16 protein-coding genes are annotated in these 20,375 nt (G+C 43.4%); 1 reads left to right on the top strand and 15 read right to left on the bottom strand.

Annotated features, from left to right (window positions below):
- Positions 1-7: 7 nt before the first annotated feature.
- The 13 genes from IR173_RS03800 to grpE form a co-directional block, all read right to left on the bottom strand.
- Positions 8-1,090, bottom strand: coding sequence for a 3-methyl-2-oxobutanoate dehydrogenase subunit VorB (locus IR173_RS03800; RefSeq protein WP_237038341.1), 1,083 nt, complete (start codon positions 1,088-1,090; stop codon positions 8-10).
- A 14-nt stretch (positions 1,091-1,104) separates the two neighbouring features.
- Positions 1,105-1,335 (bottom strand): indolepyruvate ferredoxin oxidoreductase subunit alpha, encoded by a 231-nt coding sequence (locus tag IR173_RS03795; RefSeq protein ID WP_005936330.1) that lies wholly within the window; start codon positions 1,333-1,335, stop codon positions 1,105-1,107.
- A 12-nt stretch (positions 1,336-1,347) separates the two neighbouring features.
- A complete protein-coding gene (locus tag IR173_RS03790) occupies positions 1,348-1,626 on the bottom strand; it encodes a tetratricopeptide repeat protein (RefSeq protein WP_237038340.1) in 279 nt (92 codons plus the stop codon).
- Positions 1,627-1,944: 318 nt separating this feature from the next.
- On the bottom strand, positions 1,945-3,099 hold the full coding sequence (locus tag IR173_RS03785) for a DUF4468 domain-containing protein (protein WP_237038339.1): 1,155 nt from the start codon (positions 3,097-3,099) through the stop codon (positions 1,945-1,947).
- Between the two features lie 103 nt (positions 3,100-3,202).
- On the bottom strand, positions 3,203-3,637 hold the full coding sequence (gene rpiB, locus IR173_RS03780) for a ribose 5-phosphate isomerase B (protein WP_237038338.1): 435 nt from the start codon (positions 3,635-3,637) through the stop codon (positions 3,203-3,205).
- Positions 3,634-5,646 (bottom strand): transketolase family protein, encoded by a 2,013-nt coding sequence (locus IR173_RS03775; RefSeq protein ID WP_237038337.1) that lies wholly within the window; start codon positions 5,644-5,646, stop codon positions 3,634-3,636. The genes rpiB and IR173_RS03775 overlap by 4 nt, the downstream gene beginning before the upstream one ends.
- Positions 5,647-5,782: 136 nt before the next feature.
- Positions 5,783-7,873, bottom strand: coding sequence for a TlpA family protein disulfide reductase (locus IR173_RS03770; RefSeq protein ID WP_237038336.1), 2,091 nt, complete (start codon positions 7,871-7,873; stop codon positions 5,783-5,785).
- Between the two features lie 105 nt (positions 7,874-7,978).
- Complete coding sequence (gene galK, locus IR173_RS03765; RefSeq protein ID WP_237038335.1) at positions 7,979-9,133, bottom strand: galactokinase; 1,155 nt, start codon at positions 9,131-9,133, stop codon at positions 7,979-7,981.
- 41 nt (positions 9,134-9,174) lie between these two features.
- The gene (locus IR173_RS03760; protein WP_237038334.1) at positions 9,175-10,446 is read right to left on the bottom strand and encodes an MFS transporter; all 1,272 of its coding nucleotides are present in this window, start codon (positions 10,444-10,446) and stop codon (positions 9,175-9,177) included.
- A 42-nt stretch (positions 10,447-10,488) separates the two neighbouring features.
- A complete protein-coding gene (locus IR173_RS03755; RefSeq protein ID WP_237038333.1) occupies positions 10,489-11,583 on the bottom strand; it encodes an aldose epimerase family protein in 1,095 nt (364 codons plus the stop codon).
- 94 nt (positions 11,584-11,677) lie between these two features.
- Positions 11,678-12,964, bottom strand: a complete 1,287-nt coding sequence (locus IR173_RS03750) for a bifunctional folylpolyglutamate synthase/dihydrofolate synthase (protein WP_237038332.1) — start codon at positions 12,962-12,964, stop codon at positions 11,678-11,680.
- A 155-nt stretch (positions 12,965-13,119) separates the two neighbouring features.
- Positions 13,120-14,295, bottom strand: coding sequence for a molecular chaperone DnaJ (dnaJ, locus tag IR173_RS03745; protein WP_237038331.1), 1,176 nt, complete (start codon positions 14,293-14,295; stop codon positions 13,120-13,122).
- Positions 14,296-14,314: 19 nt separating this feature from the next.
- The gene (grpE, locus tag IR173_RS03740; protein WP_237038330.1) at positions 14,315-14,938 is read right to left on the bottom strand and encodes a nucleotide exchange factor GrpE; all 624 of its coding nucleotides are present in this window, start codon (positions 14,936-14,938) and stop codon (positions 14,315-14,317) included.
- 179 nt (positions 14,939-15,117) lie between these two features.
- Between grpE and IR173_RS03735 the strand changes: the two genes are divergently transcribed.
- Entirely contained in the window at positions 15,118-16,734 is a 1,617-nt protein-coding gene (locus IR173_RS03735) for an ABC-F family ATP-binding cassette domain-containing protein (RefSeq protein WP_237038329.1), read from the top strand.
- Positions 16,735-16,885: 151 nt separating this feature from the next.
- On the opposite strand, the gene IR173_RS03730 is transcribed toward IR173_RS03735, so the two are convergent.
- The gene (locus IR173_RS03730) at positions 16,886-18,529 is read right to left on the bottom strand and encodes a bifunctional aspartate transaminase/aspartate 4-decarboxylase (protein WP_237038328.1); all 1,644 of its coding nucleotides are present in this window, start codon (positions 18,527-18,529) and stop codon (positions 16,886-16,888) included.
- 21 nt (positions 18,530-18,550) lie between these two features.
- Positions 18,551-20,248, bottom strand: coding sequence for an aspartate-alanine antiporter (gene aspT / locus IR173_RS03725; protein ID WP_237038327.1), 1,698 nt, complete (start codon positions 20,246-20,248; stop codon positions 18,551-18,553).
- Positions 20,249-20,375: the final 127 nt, after the last annotated feature.

Raw genomic sequence — 20,375 nt, 5'->3', positions numbered from 1 at the left:
ACGGTTATTATTTAATAATTTTTTCTTTGAGTGCGGCAACTACTTCATCCGGGTCGGGAACGATACCTCCCAAACGTCCGAAGTATTCGACGGGCACTTTACATTCTACAGCCAGACGGACGTCTTCCACCATTTGTCCGGCATTCAGTTCTACGGTGAGGATACCTTTTACCTGGCGGCTGCGTTCGGCAATTGCTTTAGATGGGAACGGCCACAATGTAATAGGACGGAGCAAGCCGACTTTGATGCCTTCTGCACGTGCTTCCTCCATTGCTTTTTGAGCAATGCGGGCACATGAGCCGAAAGCGACAATTAAATATTCGGCATCGTCGCAATGAATTTCTTCATAGCGCACTTCTTTTTCTTCTATTTCGGCATATTTCTGCTGAAGATGGATGTTGCGCTTTTCCATTTCGGCAGGGTCCAATTCTAATGAAGTCACAATGTTGGGACCGCGATGCTTGAGTCTGCCGAAGGTTGCCCATGGACAACGTGCCATGACTTCTTCGTCAGTGAGGCGCGGACGCTGTTCGGGTAATACCACTTTTTCCATCATTTGTCCGATAACACCATCTGCCAGAATGATGGCAGGATTGCGGTATTTAAATGCCAAATCGAAAGCAAGTCCTACAAAATCAGCCATTTCTTGAACTGATGCCGGTGCGAGGGCTATTAAGCGATAGTCACCGTGTCCTCCACCTTTTACAGTTTGAAAGTAGTCTGCTTGACTGGGCTGGATAGTACCCAGACCGGGACCTCCACGCATGACATTTACAATTAAACAAGGAAGCTCGGCTCCTGCGATGTATGAAATGCCTTCTTGTTTCAAGCTCACACCGGGGCTTGAAGAAGAGGTCATAACCATTTTTCCGCTGGCTGCACCTCCGTATACCATGTTGATAGCTGCTACTTCGCTTTCGGCCTGAAGCACTACCATTCCGGTAGTTTCCCATGGCTTTTCATCGGCAAGAGTTTCCAATATTTCCGATTGGGGGGTGATGGGATAGCCGAAATAACCGTCTACTCCAAAGCGGATGGCGGCATGGGCTATGGCTTCATTTCCCTTCATTAAAACGACTTCTTCTGCCATATGTTTCTTATTTTTTATTGTTGTTTTACTTTATATACACTGATGCATCCATCGGGACACACTGTAGCACAAGACGCGCAGCCGTTGCAAGTATCTTCCAATACTTGTTGGGCAAACGTATATCCTTTCTTATTCACTTCTTTGGCGGTGAGCGATATTACATGTAGCGGACACGCCACCACACAGAGATTGCAGCCTTTGCAACGCTCTGTGTCGACCACAATTGCACCTTTAATTTTTGCCATAGGGGTTAGTTATTATTGATTATACATGTCTTTGTTATAGAAATTAAGAATATCCATCAGCATGGTATGGGCCTGGACTGCCGGACTTTTGGGATTTTGTTCGATGGCTTCCAGATAGTTGTTCAGAGCTTGTTGCCAGTCACCTTTTTTGCGATAGGCATTGCCCAGCAAATAATAGGCTTCATCTTTAGAACCCTGATGGTTTCCGATGAAATTAGTTAGCGCGTCAATCGCTGTATCTGTTTCTCCTTGTTCTATAAGTTTCTTTATGTCTGATAATTGCTCTGCCATTGCTTATGGTAATAATCTTGTTGCATACAAAGATACTCTTTATTTGTAACTAACAGGAAGTTTAAAGTGGAAAAAACGAGCTTTCTGCTAAATTCATTTAAAACTTTATGTCCGCGAGGCAGGTGAAAATGTCCTTTTGTTTTTCCTAATGATTTGATTATGATAGAAATAGTTTCAAGTGAAACCATTAAAAATCGGCTCTGTTATTTATTCTTAAAGAGAACAATCGTCCCACGACTGTGAAGGGAATCCTCTCAGGGTCGTGGGACGATAGAGCAGTCGGCACGGTATGTCCGGCTGTTTTTGTTTCGGCGGACTTTATTTTATGATTTCACCAACATACATATTGTATGTTTTCTGTCCGTCGTTGTTTGGATTCATTTTTTTCGCTTCTTCGCCAGTGATGTTCTGTTGCATCAGTTTTTTACACTTGACCACTACGCACGGTTCATTGTTGCCTTGCATGTAGAAAGAAACCGTATAGTTGTCGCTTTGTGACAGAAGCATATTTCCCATTGTTTTCTGTGTGTCAATCAGACAAAACGCTACGTCTTTGCCGAATAGCTTTCCAAATCCGCCCCAACATTCTTTGCCGATTTCGAATTGTTCGTCGTTGCCTGCGGTGATGGTCATACGGACAGAGGCTTGTATTTGTGCATCAACGTTTTGGGCTGTTGGTGCAATTGGAGCTGTTGGTGCAATTGGAGCTATTGGTGCAATTGGAGCAGTCGGTGCAACAGGGGCTGTTGGTGCAACTGGAGCAGTCGGTGCAACAGGGGCTGTTGGTGCAACCGGAGCTGTAGGCTGCGTATTGGCAGTGTTGGATTGTGTCACAGTTACGCCCGGAGTAGCCATGGTTACGGCCGGAGTCGGTGCAACGGGAGCCGGCTGTAATCCCAAAGCAATCATTCTGTTGCCTAATGATGACTGGATGGATTTGAACAGTTCATCTTTCAGGTCAATTGTTTTTCTTCTGAATTTGCCGCAAATGGGGGCCAGCTTAGTCTTTGACTTGTTGAGTGCCATATCGTCGGTAATCCATTCTTCGGCAGTATATTTTTCGCCGCCGTCACGAGCTTCATCGTACCAGTAGCGGATACGTGTCATTTCCAAATCGCATTTGCCCGGTTTGCAGGTCATAAGAAATTGGTAATAAATGCGTGTTCTGTCTAATGACAATGCTGAGGAGGTGAATACAAGGTATTCTTCTCCACCGGCTGCTATTGTACCTTCTTCTTTATTGGTATAAAGAACGCGTGCGTTGAGTTTGCCATCAGGTTTGAAGTATGTATTGGCCCAGTCAAGCAATGCGTCATACAGTTGTTCTTGCGAGAGGGCAGGAACTTGCATTTCTGTGGTAAAAGAAACTTTTCCATCGACAACGGGAATAGCTCCCGCCAAATATTTCTCATCGGTTTGTGCCTTGGCAAATAGTGGCAGACAGATAAGTACTGAAAGTAGAAACTTCTTCATAGTAATAATATTAATTGTTTTAATAGTAAGCAAAGATAGAAATAAAAAAAAAGAGAAGCTATAAAGCCTCTCTTTTTTTACTTTTATTATTATAGCTTGAAATCTACTTCACAGGTATCTTGTCGATACGTTTCTGATGACGCCCGCCTTCGAAATCGGTTGAGAAGAATTCGTTCATGATTTTGTCTGCCATTTCATGGTCAATGAAACGCCCCGGCATTACCAAAACGTTGGCATCATTATGCTGACGTGCCAGATGAGCAATCTCGGGCATCCAGCACAATGCGGCACGAATGCCCTGATGTTTGTTCAGGGTCATGCTGATACCTTCACCGCTACCGCAGATGGCAATACCCGGATAACATTCTCCGGCTTCGACTGCCAGTGCCAATGGGTGTGCAAAATCAGGGTAGTCACAACTGTCTGTGCTGTGGGTACCAAAATCTTCAAACGGATAGTTCTTGGCTTTCAGCCAAGACTTTACATACTCTTTCAATTCAAATCCGGCGTGGTCGGATGCCAAACCTATTTTTTTCATGCCAGCATTTCCTTTACCTGGTTATACACATTCTGTGCCGTGAAGCCCAGTTTTTCATCCAATACTTTATAAGGAGCAGAGAATCCGAATGATTCCAATCCCCATATTTTGCCATTTGCACCTACCAGACCTTGAAGATTGATGGGCAGACCGGCTGTCAGACCGAATACTTTGGCATCGGCAGGGATAACACTGTTTTGATATTCTTTGCTCTGATTGCGGAACAGACCTTCTGACGGTACTGAGACAATGCGTACTTTGACACCGTCTTTGCGGAGCAGTTCTGCACCTGCCACTAAAGTGGATACTTCGGAGCCGGAAGCTACAAGAACTACGTCGGGGTCAGCATCCGAACCTGCAACAATGTAAGCACCTTTTTCTACTTGGCTGTAGTTGTTGCCTGCGGGCAGGTTGTTGATATTCTGACGAGAGAAAATCAAAGCAGTCGGAGTAGAGGTGTTCTCCATTGCCAGTTTCCATGCAACGGTGGCTTCTTCTACATCGGCCGGACGGAGTACCAACATGGAGTTGTGTCCTTTGTGGTTCTTCAGTTTTTCCATCAGACGGATTTGTGCTTCTTGTTCTACCGGTTCGTGAGTAGGACCGTCTTCACCTACACGGAAAGCATCGTGTGACCAAATGAACTTAATGGGAAGTTCCATTAGGGCTGCCATACGGATAGCCGGTTTCATGTAGTCTGAGAAGACAAAGAAAGTGGCACATGCAGCGATGATACCACCGTGCAAAACCATACCCAGACAGCAACATGCCATGGTCAGTTCGGATACGCCTGCTTGCAAGAAGGCACCGCTGAAATCACCATAAGTGAATGCATGGGTTTTCTTCAGGAATCCGTCTGTTTTGTCGGAGTTGGACAAATCGGCAGAAGATACAATCATGTTTTCTACTTCGGTAGCCAATACTCCTAGAACAGTTGCTGATGCGGCACGGGTGGCGGCATTGGCTTTCTGTTCGATAGCGTTCCAATCGATTTGGGGAGTCTTGCCCGAGAACCAGAAGTTCATTTTGGCTGCCAGTTCGGGGTTTGCCTTTGTCCATTCGGCCTTGTATGCATATCTTTCGGCTACGATTTTTTTCAGTTCTTCTTTGCGTTTAGCATAGAGCTCTTCCACTTCTGTAAAAATCTGAAATGGATTTTCGAGGTCACCACCCAGATTCTTAATGGTGTTGATATATGCGTCGCCACCCAAAGGAGCACCGTGGGTACCGCAGTTGCGTTCATAGCTTGAATTATCCGCTTTGCGTGCGCCTTTTCCCATCACGGTTTTACCGATAATCAATGTCGGTTTGCCGGTTACGGTTTTGGCTTCGGTCAGTGCGGCACGAATGGCATCAGGGTCATTGCCGTCGATAGTCATTACTTTCCAGTGCCAGGCTTCGTATTTCTTGGCGACATCTTCGCTGGTAACCGCATTCGTTTCGGTAGAAAGCTGAATGTCGTTTGAATCATAGAACATAATGAGATTATCCAAGCCCAAGTGACCGGCCAAACGACCTGCTCCCTGAGAAATTTCTTCCTGGATACCCCCATCTGAGATGTAAGCATATATAGTCTGATTCATCACGTCTCCCAAACGGGCTTTCAGGAACTTGGCTGCGATGGCTGCACCTACCGCAAATGTATGTCCCTGTCCCAAAGGACCGGATGTGTTCTCAATACCGCGCATGATGTTCACTTCGGGATGGCCCGGAGTGGGGCTTCCCCATTGGCGGAATTCTTTTAGTTCGTCTATGGTGAACTTGCCACTCATTGCTAATACGGAGTAAAGCATCGGTGACATGTGTCCCGGGTCGAGGAAGAAGCGGTCACGACCTTCCCAACACGGATTTTCCGGGTCATATACTAAGAACTCTGAAAAGAGTACGTTTATGAAATCAGCGCCACCCATGGCACCGCCGGGGTGACCGGAATTGGCTTTCTCTACCATCGCTGCGGCTAAAATACGGATATTATCGGCTGCGCGATTCATTAGTTTCTTATCATTCATAGCGTAAAATGTTATTTATGGTGCAAAGATAATTAAATCTTTGATAATGTCATTCCTAACTCTATGAAGAATATTCTATAGAATATATTTTCATCTTTCGGTCTAACAAACTGGTATGGTTTATGGTTTGTTTTATTTATAAAAGTTCCAGCAATTGTTTTTTTACTGTATCTACTCCCGGGAAGCCGGTAAACTTATTTTTGATGCTTCCTTCTTTATCAATAATCATATAAGTGGGCACTCCCTGAATGCTGAATTGTTTGTTGATGTAAGCCCATTGTGCATTGGTGAGGCGATAATGCTCTCCATGAATGTCGGAAATCATGTTTTCCCATGTTTCTTTTGGCGAGTTTTCACCGGCAATGAATAAATATACTATGTCTTTGCCTGCCAATTCTTCTTTCATTGGCTTCATATTTTTCATTGCCATTTGGCAGGGGCCGCACCAGGTTGCCCAGAAATCTACCAGCACGACTTTTCCTCTGAACTTGGAGATGATGGATGCGAATAAATCTTCATTTGCTACCTCACCGGTTTCGTTGACGGTGAACCCTGTTTTCTTTTTGTTGGCTTCAATCGTTTCTATCAGCTTATTGTTCATCGAAGTCAGTTTTTCCAGATAGTAAGGGTTTTCCATCTGGCGAATTTCCTGAAAATCGGTTTCTGTCAACGGTCGGAAGTCGGTGATTTTTTCGGCATATTTCATTGCTTTGCGTATATCAAAGAAAAATCCTTTATCAGTACCCATATAGTCGGTCACTACTTTCATGCCGGCTTCTTGTACTTTCTTGCTGTATTCCATGAACAGCGGGTCATATTTCTTTCTCAAATCCTGCATCTTTTCGGCTAATGCTTTGGCACTTTTTCCTGCATCAATACTGTCTTTATATGCTTTGATGACTGCTGCATCTTCGGCCGAAGTCCGGTCTGACGAACTAACATAGCTGAATATGTCTTTCATATTGCCGTCCAATGGAACGCGTATTTCATAGCCTAAATATTTTAGCATTCTGGAATAGCCGTTACAGTAAAGCATCTCATTGCTGTTCATTGCTCCTATGGTTCTTATATAGTCATAATAGTCGGCTGGCAAATCGGGGGCCTTATAGCTCTTGTATGCTTCTCTTTCGGGTAGCCCACTATAATATATATGTGCATTCATCAAATTTGAGTCGATGCTGTTAAGTGCTGCGATGCATTGGTATTTATTGTCTATCAGTAACAGTTGACGGGATGCATTGTCCAGTTCTTTAGCGTTTTGTATGGTTGAATTTCTGTCTTGGTATTTATTCAGGCAATAGGCTTTATATTCTTCTGCCGACATATTATATACATCTTTCAGAAAATCTTTTCCTTTCCATTCGGTTGCCCATTTGCTGTTCAGGGTTTTGTTGAGTTGCGCCATTGTGCCTGAGAAATACAGCTTTTCTCCTTCCTGTTGGTTTTGTTTCAGCAATTTGCTTTGCGAACGGCTGATTTCCCGTAAGTTAATGACAACTTTTGTTTCTTCTCCGGGAGCCACAAATAGTGTGCTTATTTTCTCCCTTCCCATCACTAAATCAAGGCTGGTCGGAGCGGAGAGATCGATTACTGTACAGAAGCTGCCGTCTTCTTTGATTTCGATGGGTATTTCGCTTTCGTTACCGGTCAATAACTCACAAAGGTAGGCATTCAAGTTGAGTTGATAGTTTGGTTTATAGTCCAGAAGTTTTCCACTTAGTGTAGCCTTTCCCATTGTCAATTGAGGAGTGGGTAATGTTTCTATAGCGTTTGTTTTTTGTGTTACCTTTTCCGGCAACACTAATTCGGGCAATTTCCCATTTAAAGGAATGCCCCATACTTTGTAGCAATCTTCGCAGTCACTTTCTATAAAGTCTATGGTCTTTACGGTAGCCGGCAGGGTAGGGAATATCAGACTGAAAGTAGCCTCACCGCTGTCGGGCATCCAGAATTCTTTGTCGAGGGTAATGCCGTTGCCCGACCGGATGGGAAATTTTTCACCGTTATCAGCCAGCAGATAACTTTCTCCACTGATTCGAATCCAGTAGTGAGGACGATAATAGGCTTTGATGTCCAGAACGGTAGCGGTATCAGAGAGGGTGATTTGGTTGATTTCTACTGTAGATGTGTTACGGGCGATGAACGGAGGCTGGTTCACTTTACGTTCTTGGGCTTGTATGGAGCATAAGGTTCCCAGAACTAACAATAATGTGCATAATGTTTTCATGATATAGTTTTGTTTTAGAAAAAAGCCGCCATTGATTTTCATTGTTCAATGGCGGCTAATTTAAGTTTATTTTGACTTTTGTGTCAAGTTCACATATCTGTGAATTTAGATTAATTTACGAGAACCGTCGCTGATAACTACATCGTAAACTTTCGGGCTGCGACCGAATTTTTCTTTGAATCTTTCTTTTGCGGTAGTGATGAATGTTTCATAAAGTTCATTCTTCACTAAGTTGATAGTACATCCGCCAAAGCCACCGCCCATCACACGTGAGCCGGTAACACCGCAATCGAATGCGATATCATTTAAGAAGTCAAGTTCTTCGCAGCTAACTTCATATAATTTGCTCATGCCATTGTGTGTTTCGTACATTTTCTGGCCGACAGTTTCGTAATCACCTCTTTCCAATGCGTCACAAACATCAAGTACACGTTGGATTTCTTCGATTACATATTCTGCACGCATGTAGTCTTCTTCGCTGATGTCAGCTTTAGCTTCCTGCAACATTTCCATTGTACAGTCACGCAAGAATTCTACGTGCGGATGCTTCTTTTGGATAGCAGCAACAGCGGCTTCACAGCTTTGACGGCGTTTGTTGTATGCAGATGATGCCAATTCGTGTTTGACTACAGAGTCTACCAATACCAAACGGTATCCTTCTGGCTTGAATGGGAAATATTGGTATTCCAATGAACGGCAATCCAAACGAATTAAACTGCCTGCTTTACCGAATACAGAAGCAAACTGGTCCATGATACCGCAGTTTACACCACAATAATTATGTTCAGTTGCCTGACCTATTTTAGCCAATTCGAATTTATCTATTTTGTTGTCGCCAAACAAATCATTGATGGCAAAAGCATAGGTACTTTCCAATGCAGCTGATGAAGACATACCGGCACCCAAGGGCACATCACCCGCAAATGCAGTATCAAAGCCTTTTACGTTTACGCCACGCTTAATCATTTCACGGCAAACTCCGAAGATATATCTTGCCCAACTAGCTTTAGGGGCATCTTCTTCGTTTAAACCGAATTCTACATAGTCTTTCAGGTCGATAGAGTAAGCGCGTACTTTATCTGTTCCGTTAGGTTTGATTTCAGCAATCATGCCTTTATCTACAGCACCCGGAAATACGAAACCACCGTTATAATCGGTATGTTCACCAATGAGGTTGATACGGCCGGGTGAAGCATATACTGAACCTGTTGTGCCATCAAAATGCTTGATGAAGCGACTTCTTACATATTCTATGTCCATGATAATTCTATAATTTAAAGGTTAATATATCGCATTTATTATTATTCTGCTTCTCTTCTTGTAACCTTGCTGCCGATAAGAGCGTAGAACAGCAGGTAGACAGCGCAAGCTACTACACACCAGAAGCTCTGAATATAGCCTACGAGGTCGGCAACGGTGGCTTGGATAAACATCATCACAGCACAACCGAATACCATTGTCATAAAGATACCGGAAGCGATGGCTGTGTACTTGCCAAGACCTTCAACTGCCATATTGAAAATAGCTCCCCACATTACTGAAGTACAAAGACCTACCAGTAAGAATGAGAAGATGCCCAGAGGAATTTCTTCCCAAATAATTTGGAGGGTACCCCAATTCACACCGGGGAAAGCTACTTTGATGGAAGGTGCAAACATACCGAATAAAACAAGAATGATAGTAGCTGATGATACAACGGTAATCATGGTACGGCTTGATACTTTTTCACCGATGCTGGCGCCTACGAAGCGGCCAATCAGCATCATGAACCAATAAACTGCCACAATCATACCTACTGTACTGGCGGGGAGTCCGTAGTCACTGATAAGGTACTGTTGTACAAAGTTAGGTACACCTACTTCGATGCCCATATATACGAAAATACCCAAAGTACCCAGTGCAAAGTGACGGTAGCTCATTGCGCCTTTGATAAGGTCGAGCTGCACGGGAGCTTGTTTGGGTTCTTCAATTTTAGTAAATGAGATAACGATGAAAGCCACTACAAAAATAGCAAGTGCAATCATCAAGGCAGGTGTTGCATCAGAAATCTTGGCTTTTGCAGCATCACCGATGAGGGCACCCATCAGGATATAACAAGCTACAGCTGCGGTAGAATTGAATACACCACCAATCTGAATCAGCTGGTTACCGCTGTTACCACCACCTCCAAGGAGATTCAGCATAGGGTTAACCACGCAGTTAAGGATACACATACACAGACCGGCGATGAAAGCACCAATCAGGTAAACAGTAAATACGAGACCGAGATTATTGTCCACATCCATCAGACCGCTAATCCATTGGATAAGGATACCTATACTACCTACGACAAGACCGATAAGAGCTGTTCTCTTATAGCCATACTTGGAGATAAGCATACCGGCGGGGATACCCATTACGAGGTAAGCGATAAAGTTACCATAGTTACCAATCTGTGCAAGCACATTCGAAATTGGTCCCTGGTTTTTGATAATTGTTGCCATAGGTGTACACAAGTTAGTCACGAAGGCAATCATTGCAAAAAGGGCAATCATGATGATGATAGCACCCCATTGTTTTGTTTTTTGAGCCATTGTTAGATCGTTCTTTATGTTTATTTTTAAAATTGTTTTTGCTTATTTTTCTACGCCGAATTTATAGACGGTTATCTGTGTATATGCCTCTCCCGGTTTTAATACACAAGAAGGGAAATGGCCTTTATTCGGAGTGTCAGGGAAGTGCTGTGCTTCAAAGCAGATAGCGCTTCTGGCAGGGAAAGTAGCTCCGTGAGCTCCTTCAAAACCATTGTGCCAGTTGGCGGTATAGACTTGAACACCCGGTTCGGTGGTGTAAACTTCCATGCTACGTCCGCTTTCGGGTTCAACACATTTGGCGGCAAAGCTAAGCGTTCCTTGTTCGCGTTTATTGAGTACGTAGCAATGGTCATAGCCGGCACCAAACTCTAATTGTTCGAATTTATCATTAATGCGGCTACCCACGGCATGAGGAGTGCGGAAATCCATCGGTGTACCTTCTACTTTGGCTATCTCGCCGGTAGGAATAGATACATTATTCATAGGAGTATAAAAGTCTGCATTAATGGTTACGATGTTGTTTTCAACACTTGCCGTAGGATTGGCAATACCTGAAAGGCTGAAAAAGCCGTGGTGAGTGAGATTGACTAACGTTGTTTTATCTGTTACTGCTGAGTAGGTTATGATGAATTCATTCTGGTTACTCAGTGTATAAACTACAGTTACATCCAGATTTCCGGGGAAGCCTTCTTCGCCATCTGCAGATAAATAATGTAGCTTTAAACTTTGCGGAGTGACTTGTTCTGCGTCCCAAACACGTGCGTGAAAACCGGTTGGTCCGCCGTGTAGTGAGTTTGGCCCGTTATTGATTGTCAGTGAGTATTCCTGACCCTCTAAAAGGAATTTCCCGTTTGCGATACGATTTCCATAACGTCCTACCAATGTACTCAGAAAAGGTTCGTGACTGTTGATTACGTGGTCTATACTATCATGCCCTTGGATGACATTAGCAAATTTACCGTTTCTATCGGGAGCCATAATTGCCAAGACAGCACCACCATAATTGGTGACAGCTATTTCAACTCCATTTTCATTTTTTAGTATGAAAAGGTCTGTTTGTTTCCCATTTACTGTTTTTTGAAAGTCGGCCCGTTTCAGACCGCACAAATTCTCATCGGAAGTTGATGTGTTTATCATATTATTGAAAATCTTTTTATAGTAAGTATAAAACTATTGCAAATAAAAAGATTTTCTTCGGTATTCCCAAACTTTTTGTGGAAAAGTGAACTCGCTAAACGTGAAATTTTAATAAATCAGCTACGATAAAGCTGCTTCCGCCAACAAAAATGAAGTCATTTTCGCAAGAATGTTGTTTTGCTGCTTCTACTGCTGCTTTTACGTTGGGATAAGTCCGGCCTTGTAAACCAGCTTGTTGTGCCAATTCCTGTAAGTCATTTTCCGGCAGGGCTCGGTGTACACTGGCACGGGTGAAATAATAAATGGCATCTTTGGGTAGCATACTGAGCACTCCGCTGATATCTTTGTCATTTACCATGCCTATCACGACATGCAAGCGATCATATTTTTGATGTCTCAATTGTTCTGCGATGTAGGAAATGCCTCCGACATTGTGTCCGGTGTCGCATACCAATGCAGGATGTTCTTCTAACTTCTGCCAACGTCCCATCAGGCCTGTCAGTTTTGAGACATGGGCGAATCCTTCGCGTACATTCTCTTCGCTGAAGTGGTAGCCTATTTCTTTTAATTGGCGAATGGAGGAGAGCAGTGTGTTCGTGTTTTTAAGTTGGCACAGTCCTCCCAATTCCCCTTTTAAATCAGTGTAGTCGGTTGTCTGATAAATTCGTTCGCCTGTTTCGTTCACAGAGGAACTTTGTAAGAGATGTTCTTCTTCGGCAAATAGGATAGGGGCATGAACTTTCCGTGCGCGTTCAATAAAGACCGGTTTGGTCTCGGGAGTAGTTTCGCCAATGACGACTGGTGTGTTTTCTTTGATGATACCGGCTTTCTCTCCGGCAATCTTTGCCAGTGTATTACCGAGAAACTGTACGTGGTCAAAACTGATGTTGGTAATGAGACAGAGGTCGGGATGAATAATATTGGTGCAGTCCAAGCGTCCGCCCAGTCCCACTTCAATAATAGCTACATCTACTTGTTGGGTAGCAAAATAATGGAAAGCCATAGCGGTGGTAAGTTCAAAGAAAGAGGGGTGGAGCGGCTCGAAGAAGGCACGGTGCTTTTTAACAAAATCAATTACAAACTCTTGAGAAACCGGAGTTCCATTGATGCGGATTCGTTCGCGAAAGTCGATGAGGTGAGGAGAAGTATAGAGTCCTGTTTTATATCCTGCAGATTGTAGGATTGCGGCTAATGTGTGTGAACATGAACCTTTTCCATTGGTGCCGGCTACATGGATGGTACGAAATTTGCGATGAGGATGTTCGAAATATTCATCTAAAAGACAAGTGTTTTCTAATCCTTCTTTATAGGCATCTTTTCCTATATGTTGGAAAAGGGGGGCACTATTATATAAATAATCCAGTGTTTCTTCGTAAGTCATAATCGTAAAAGTTGTTATCCGTTATGATGGCGTGTGACAAAAATGGTCGGATATAAGGGTAAAATACACTTCCATCCACCGTAAAAATGCAAGTATCGTATCTCTATGGTGGATGAAAGTGTTATCTTAGTCATGGCCCGACGGCTATAAAGCAGTTAATCAAAGAAGTTCTTGAATTTTTTGAATATCTTCTCCTTAATGCTCAGGTTCGGTTTGAAGTTGTCAGATTCCTGCATCTTCTCCATGATTTGCTTTTCTTCTTTGTTCATTGTTTCGGGTACGTATACACTGACATTGACCAACAAATCACCGGTGCCTGTGCTATATCCATAGCTGTTTACATTTGGCAATCCTTTACCTCGCAAGCGTAGCACTTTGCCCGGTTGGGTTCCTGCTTCAATCTTTACTTTTACTTTACTGTCGATAGTCGGGATTTCCACAGTTCCGCCCAAGGCAGCTGTAGGGATACTTAATAGCAAGTTGTATATCAAATCATTTTCATCACGAATTAGGTCGGGATGAGATTCTTCTTCAATGACAACAAGCAAATCACCCGGTACTCCGTTGTGTTTTCCGGCATTACCTTTTCCGTTTACTGTCAGTTGCATACCTTCGGCTACTCCGGCAGGGATTTTTACTTCCACCACTTCTTCGCCATATACGATGCCCTCACCCGAACAAACCTTACATTTGTTTTTGATGATTTTACCTTCACCGTTACATTGGGGGCATACACTTTGCGATTGCACCATTCCGAAGATACTTTGTTGGGTGCGTGTCACACTGCCTGTTCCGTGACAAGTAGGACACGTTTCCGTACCTCCTTCTCCTTCGGCACCTGAGCCGTGGCAGTGATCACATGCCACATATTTTTTTAATTTGAATTTCTTTTCTACTCCCGTAGAAATTTCTTTCAAGCTCAGTTTGACCTTGACACGTAAGTCCGAACCACGGTATTTTCGTTGAGAGGCACGTCCGCCTCCACCGAAACCGCTGAAGCCTCCGAAACCTCCACCACGTCCGCCGAATATATCGCCGAACATAGAGAAAATATCGTCCATAGACATACCTTGCCCGAATCCTTCGAAACCGCCACCGGCAGCTCCACTCATGCCTGCATGTCCGAACTGGTCGTAACGGGCGCGCTTGTCAGGGTTGCTCAGTACATCGTATGCTTCGGCAGCTTCTTTGAATTTCTCTTCCGCTTCTTTATCTCCCGGATTTTTATCAGGATGATATTGTATCGCTTTCTTGCGGTATGCTTTCTTTATAACATCAATAGTGGCTGTCTTGTCCACTTCCAGAACTTCGTAATAGTCTCTTTTTGCCATGTTGTTTTATGATACTATTTTATTGAGCCACTACTACCTTGGCGTGGCGGATTACTTTGTCATTCAGCTTATAGCCTGTCTGAACGCAGTCCAGGATTTTTCCTTTTTGTTCTTCAGACGGCGCAGGAACTAATGCGATGGCTTCGTGATAATCGGTATCAAAATCTTTGCCGTCAGTTTCTATTTTCTGAAGTCCTTCCTGATTCAATACCTTTAAGAATTTATTGTAAATCAGTTCGATGCCTTCGCGCATTGCTTTTACGTCGTCCGAGGTTTCTGAAGTTTTCACGGCACGTTCCAAATCATCCAGAATAGGCAGAATGGCGGAGATTGTTTTTTCACCTCCGTTTTTAATTAACTCCGCTTTTTCCTTCATGGTACGTTTGCGGTAATTGTCGAACTCGGCAGAAAGACGTAAATACTTGTCATGCTGCTCTTCTATGGTCTTTTGAGCGTCAGCCAAATCCTTGTTCACCTTCTCTTCAGCAGATAATTCTTCTGCTGCTTCCTTTTGAGTCTCTTCGTCAAGAACAGCTTCTTCTGCCTTTTCTTGGTTTCTCAAAACTTCCTCATCCTGAGGTTGGTTCTTCTCTGTTGGGTTCATATTCTTATTAAACTTTTTGTTTTTCTTATTCTTACTCATAATCAGTCAGGGTTTTTAGGTTAATTTATTGCTAACAAATTTCGTGCCTACTTGTTTCCCCGACTCAAATATTTTGCAAAAGTAGGGAAAATATGTCACACTGGCATACTTTTCTGAATTAAAATGCCTACCTTTGCACTTTCAAAAATCGAAATAACATATAAATAAGGTATATAAGGATGATTACAGTTTCAAACTTAGCCATTCAATTTGGTAAAAGAGTATTGTATAATGATGTGAATATGAAGTTCACCAACGGCAATATTTACGGAGTAATCGGTGCAAATGGTGCCGGAAAATCGACTTTTCTGAAAGCAATTTCAGGCGAGTTGGAGCCGACTAAAGGGTCTGTGATATTGGGACCGGGCGAACGCCTGTCCGTATTGAGCCAGGACCATTTTAAATTTGATGAATATACCGTGATGGACACGGTTATGATGGGACATACAGTGTTATGGGATATTATGAAGCAGCGCGAAGAACTGTATGCCAAGACCGATTTTACGGATGAGGATGGCTTGAAAGTATCTGAACTGGAAGAAAAGTTTGCTGAGTTGGACGGTTGGAATGCCGAGAGTGATGCAGCTATGCTGCTGAGTGGACTTGGCATCAAGGAGGATAAGCATTATATGAAGATGGGTGATTTGAGCGGTAAAGAAAAGGTGCGTGTCATGTTGGCACAAGCTCTTTACGGAAACCCGGACAACTTGTTGCTTGATGAGCCGACCAATGACTTGGATATGGAAACGGTAACATGGTTGGAAGAATATCTTTCCAATTTTGAGCACACTGTATTGGTTGTGAGTCATGACCGACACTTCCTTGACTCTGTTTGTACACATACGGTTGATATTGATTTTGGTAAGGTGAATCTGTTTGCCGGAAACTATAGCTTCTGGTATGAGTCTAGTCAGTTGGCACTTCGGCAGCAGCAGAACCAAAAGGCAAAAGCTGAAGAGAAGAAAAAGGAATTGGAAGAGTTTATCCGTCGTTTTAGTGCGAATGTGGCAAAGAGTAAACAGACTACCAGTCGCAAGAAAATGTTGGAGAAACTGAATGTAGAAGAAATTAAACCGTCTTCTCGTAAATATCCGGGTATTATCTTTACTCCCGACCGTGAACCGGGAAACCAAATTCTTGAAGTATCGGGTTTGCGTGCCGAGACAGAAGATGGAGTGGTCTTGTTTAATGATGTGAACTTTAATGTTGAAAAAGGGGATAAGATTGTATTCTTGAGCCGTGACCCTCGTGCCATGACTGCTCTTTTTGAAATTATTAACGGAAATCGTAAGCCGCAAGCCGGTAAATTCGACTGGGGAGTAACAATAACCACCGCTTATTTGCCGTTGGATAATACTGATTTCTTTGAATGCGACTTGAATCTGGTAGACTGGTTAAGCCAGTTTGGTGAAGGAAATGAAGTCTATATGAAAGGTTTCTTGGGGCGTATGTTGTTCTCGGGTGAAGAAGTGCTGAAAAAAGTAAATGTTCTTTCGGGAGGCGAGAAGATGCGTTGTATGATTGCCCGTATGCAGTTGCGCAATGCCAACTGTCTGATTCTTGATACACCGACCAACCACTTGGACTTGGAGTCTATTCAGGCTTTCAATAATAACTTGAAGAGTTATAAGGGAAATATATTATTCGCTTCTCATGACCATGAATTCATCGAAACGGTTGCTAACCGTATCATTGAATTAACTCCGAATGGCATTATCGACAAGATGATGGAATATGATGAATATATCACTTCGGATCATATTAAGGAAATGCGTGCACGTATGTATGGAGCATAGTATGTTTCTAGGATAATCATTTTCAAGATAAAGAGATAGGCTGCTGTTTTCATCAGCATGGAGATGTGTCGAAACTCTCCTTTTATCGAAATCACCCTCGCTACAACTATCTGTGGCGAGGGTGATTCTTTATCCGCTTTTTGATTAGCCGTCAAGATTTGCTTTTATTCTTCCATGTTTCGGCATATTCGTTCAGGATTCTGCGAATACTCAGTCCTATCTTGATGTAATCTTTCTCATTGAGATTAGCTAAAGAAACTCGTACGCTCCATTCAGGTCCGTCAAAACCTCCTCCGTTCAACACCACCAATCCGGTTTCTGTTGCCAGACGGAAGACCACATTTAGTGGATTATATGTCGACTTCAGATAATTGACAAAGTCATCGCCATAGAATTTCTTTGCCCATACCAGCATATCTATTTCTGAATAATATCCGGCGCGAAGCGGGTCATCGGGTAAAATAAATCCAGTATTATCCCATAATGCTTTCAGTCGGCTATGAATCAGATGAAGCATGGCGTGACGATATTTATCCTCTTTGTCGAGCAATGAGAAAGCAGCAAACAATGACATTTGCATCTGCTGTGGAAGTGACAGTCCGGCAGTATGGTTAAGAGCAACCTGTCGGCTGTCGGCCACCATGCGGTCAATGAATTTCATCTTTTCCACGTCTGTTGTCAAAGAACCGTATCGCTTAGCAAGCTCGCTTTTACGTTTGCGGGGCAAAGCGGCAATTAGTTTGTCGAATACATTATTCTCGTGGACGGCATTGACGGCTATACGCCATCCGGTGGCTCCGAAATATTTCGAGAATGAATATACGCAGATGGTATTGAACGGTAAATCTGCCAGCAGGCTTCTAAATCCGGGAACGAAAGTACCGTAGACATCATCTGTTACTATCATCAAGTTCGGATTCCAACGATTTACTACATCTTTGATGGCATCTACACATTCCTTGTTCAGTTCATAGCTGGGCGGATTGCTCGGGTTGATTACAAACAGGGCTTTGTACTTCGGGTCGCGCAACTTGTTGATATCCTCTACTTTGTACTGCCAAGTGTGCAGGCCGTTTTCGTCCATCGTGTCGGCACTGATATTCAGTACATCATAATCGTAACGCGCCAATTCGGGTATTTCGATGTACGGAGTAAAGGCAGGAACCATCAAGGCGATACTGTCTCCACGATGTAGCAGGAAGTTTTCTTCCAGTGAATCGAATACATAGCACATGCCTGCCGTACCGCCTTCGGTGGCAAAAAGATCAAAGTTGCCTTGCGGGGGACGTCCGTCACACATTTCCCGGTTCAGGTAGTCGCGTACAAGTATCTCTGTATACTTCAAGATACGGTCAGGCATTGGATATTGGTCGCCTGCCATACTGTCGGCCCACTCATGTACTAATGAATCAGGGTCGACGGCATGTTCCATCAACATATAATTATAAGTACGCTTCAGCAGGTCAATTCCCGGTTCGCCTTCATGGGTCTTCAGCCACAGTTCAAACCGTTGGGCGATACCTTCTTTTTGAGGAATACCAGCTATTCCTTCCGGCATATCCATGACACGTCGAGATTCTGCAATAGCGAAAGACCCCAAGGTGAAGAAGGCTTCACGAGCTTCGGTAGCAATCCAGTTGGGATTTCCTCTTCCCGCATTCAGCATGACGTGCGCCATCTTCTTTACACTTTCATCTGCCATTTCTATCAAACGGTTCTTGAGCTCAAAGGGACTAATCTTTTCCAGATTCTTGTCCATTTTCGCTACACTGCTCTTATCGCTTAAATATTCCATAATGTTATAAGGTTTAGGTGATTATACTAATAAAACAATGACTACTCCCCAAATAATGAGAAGGGTATTTCCCACAGCGTAAGTCACTGTATAGCCAAGTGATGGGGTTTCACTACCCACAGCCTCCTGAATAGCTCCCAGTGCAGCAGTGGTAGTTCGTGCTCCGGCTGTACATCCCAATGCCAGTGCAGGGTGGAAGTGAAATACATATCTGGCCAATATCAGCCCCAACAGCAGAGGCAATGAGGTGGCAAGAACACCGATGACAAAAAGCATCGGTCCCACTTCTTTTAATCCTTGAATGAAGCTGGGCCCTGCAGAGATTCCCACTACAGCTATAAACATATTCAGTCCTACATTATTTAACACCCATAGAGAGGATTCGGGTATTTGTCCGAATGTGGGGCGTTTACTGCGTAACCATCCGAATACCAAACCTGCAATCAGTGCTCCTCCGCTGGTGCTAAGGCTGATGGGGACTCCGCCTATATGAATGGCTAAGGCACCGATGATACCTCCTATTAAGATGCCGATACCGACAAATACCATATCGGTAGCATTGGTCGGGCGGTCGATATATCCTAATTGTTTGGCAGCTGTCTCTACTTCTTTCTTCAATCCAACCAATTCTAATGTATCACCCGAATCGATTACCGTCTGAGCAAATACGGGAATATCGATGCCTGCACGTTTGATGCGTCTTACACTTACTCCGTGCATGAAAGGTTGTTTGCGGATGAATTCAAGTTTACGGTTGGCATACGGCTTTTTATGTATCATGACCGGCAATACCTCTACAGGAAAATCAAGTAACTGGGGATCTATTATTTCTTCGCCAATCCAATCTTCTTCGCCTATAGCAAATTCACGGCGTCCGCTTAATACTACTTCGTCACCTTTTTGTAATAATTGTCCTGGCAGAATCTCGTTGATGATAGTATGATTATGTCTCATCCTTTCAACAAACAGCCTTTTCCCTTGTGAAACAAAGTAAGATTCGAGTTGCTCTACCGTTTTGCCGTTTCCAAACCAATCGTTTTCTATATTGTAGGCACGGAATACGACCGGTCGACGCGCGTGTTCAAAACCGGGTTCATCGGCTTCGCTGGTTCCCATTTGGGCTTCCAATTCTTTACAGGCAGCTTTCACTTTTTCAAGTCCGCCCAACATTTTCGGACCCAAGGAAGAGAGTACCCACGCCGATCCTGCAGTTCCGTAAATATAAGTAACAGCATAAGCAACGGGAATGATATTTATCATGTTGCTTTTCTGCTCTGCACTGATGTTTAATCCATTGATGGTGTCGTCCGCTACTCCGATAACTGCGGAAATGGTCTGTGCGCCTGCCAGTAACCCGGCTGCTTCGCCTGCATTATAGCCCATAATAAGTGCTAAAAGCCAGGTTATAACCAAACAGCCGACACACATCAAAACGGCAAAGCCCACTTGTGGTAAACCATCTTTTTTTAATCCGCGAAAGAATTGCGGTCCTACTTTGTAACCGATGGCAAATAAAAATAGCAGAAAGAAAACGGATTTGACAGGTTCCTCAATGGTGATGTTGAGTTGTCCTACCAATACTCCGACTAAAAGTACGCTGGTAACAATTCCTAAACTGAATTGTCCTACTTTTATTTTACCAATCCAGAATCCTGCGGCAATAGTGAGAAAAATTGCCAATTCCGAATGTTGTCTTAACAGGTGTATTATCCATTCCATATATTCCTATTTCTTTTATAATTGCAGTCTACAACAGAAGGGAGAAAAAGAAGTTGAGTTAAAATCATGCAAATTGTGCATAGTTCTAATATTTTTTGTTTTATTTGCACAGATAGGATGATTGGAG

It is taken from the genome of Phocaeicola faecalis (assembly GCF_021730445.1).
In the GTDB taxonomy this organism is placed as follows: Bacteria; Bacteroidota; Bacteroidia; order Bacteroidales; family Bacteroidaceae; genus Phocaeicola; species Phocaeicola faecalis.
The sequence above is the reverse complement of the archived record's forward strand: the minus strand, read 5'-3'. Positions and strand labels throughout refer to the sequence as shown.

Excerpts from the sequence above, each read along its gene's own strand:
- IR173_RS03800 (WP_237038341.1), bottom strand. The coding sequence starts at position 1,090 with ATGGCAGAAGAAGTCGTTTTAATGAAGGGAAATGAAGCCATAGCCCAT.
- IR173_RS03795 (WP_005936330.1), bottom strand. The coding sequence starts at position 1,335 with ATGGCAAAAATTAAAGGTGCAATTGTGGTCGACACAGAGCGTTGCAAA.
- IR173_RS03790 (WP_237038340.1), bottom strand. The coding sequence starts at position 1,626 with ATGGCAGAGCAATTATCAGACATAAAGAAACTTATAGAACAAGGAGAA.
- IR173_RS03785 (WP_237038339.1), bottom strand. The coding sequence starts at position 3,099 with ATGAAGAAGTTTCTACTTTCAGTACTTATCTGTCTGCCACTATTTGCC.
- rpiB (WP_237038338.1), bottom strand. The coding sequence starts at position 3,637 with ATGAAAAAAATAGGTTTGGCATCCGACCACGCCGGATTTGAATTGAAA.
- IR173_RS03775 (WP_237038337.1), bottom strand. The coding sequence starts at position 5,646 with ATGAATGATAAGAAACTAATGAATCGCGCAGCCGATAATATCCGTATT.
- IR173_RS03770 (WP_237038336.1), bottom strand. The coding sequence starts at position 7,873 with ATGAAAACATTATGCACATTATTGTTAGTTCTGGGAACCTTATGCTCC.
- galK (WP_237038335.1), bottom strand. The coding sequence starts at position 9,133 with ATGGACATAGAATATGTAAGAAGTCGCTTCATCAAGCATTTTGATGGC.
- IR173_RS03760 (WP_237038334.1), bottom strand. The coding sequence starts at position 10,446 with ATGGCTCAAAAAACAAAACAATGGGGTGCTATCATCATCATGATTGCC.
- IR173_RS03755 (WP_237038333.1), bottom strand. The coding sequence starts at position 11,583 with ATGATAAACACATCAACTTCCGATGAGAATTTGTGCGGTCTGAAACGG.
- IR173_RS03750 (WP_237038332.1), bottom strand. The coding sequence starts at position 12,964 with ATGACTTACGAAGAAACACTGGATTATTTATATAATAGTGCCCCCCTT.
- dnaJ (WP_237038331.1), bottom strand. The coding sequence starts at position 14,295 with ATGGCAAAAAGAGACTATTACGAAGTTCTGGAAGTGGACAAGACAGCC.
- grpE (WP_237038330.1), bottom strand. The coding sequence starts at position 14,938 with ATGAGTAAGAATAAGAAAAACAAAAAGTTTAATAAGAATATGAACCCA.
- IR173_RS03735 (WP_237038329.1), top strand. The coding sequence starts at position 15,118 with ATGATTACAGTTTCAAACTTAGCCATTCAATTTGGTAAAAGAGTATTG.
- IR173_RS03730 (WP_237038328.1), bottom strand. The coding sequence starts at position 18,529 with ATGGAATATTTAAGCGATAAGAGCAGTGTAGCGAAAATGGACAAGAAT.
- aspT (WP_237038327.1), bottom strand. The coding sequence starts at position 20,248 with ATGGAATGGATAATACACCTGTTAAGACAACATTCGGAATTGGCAATT.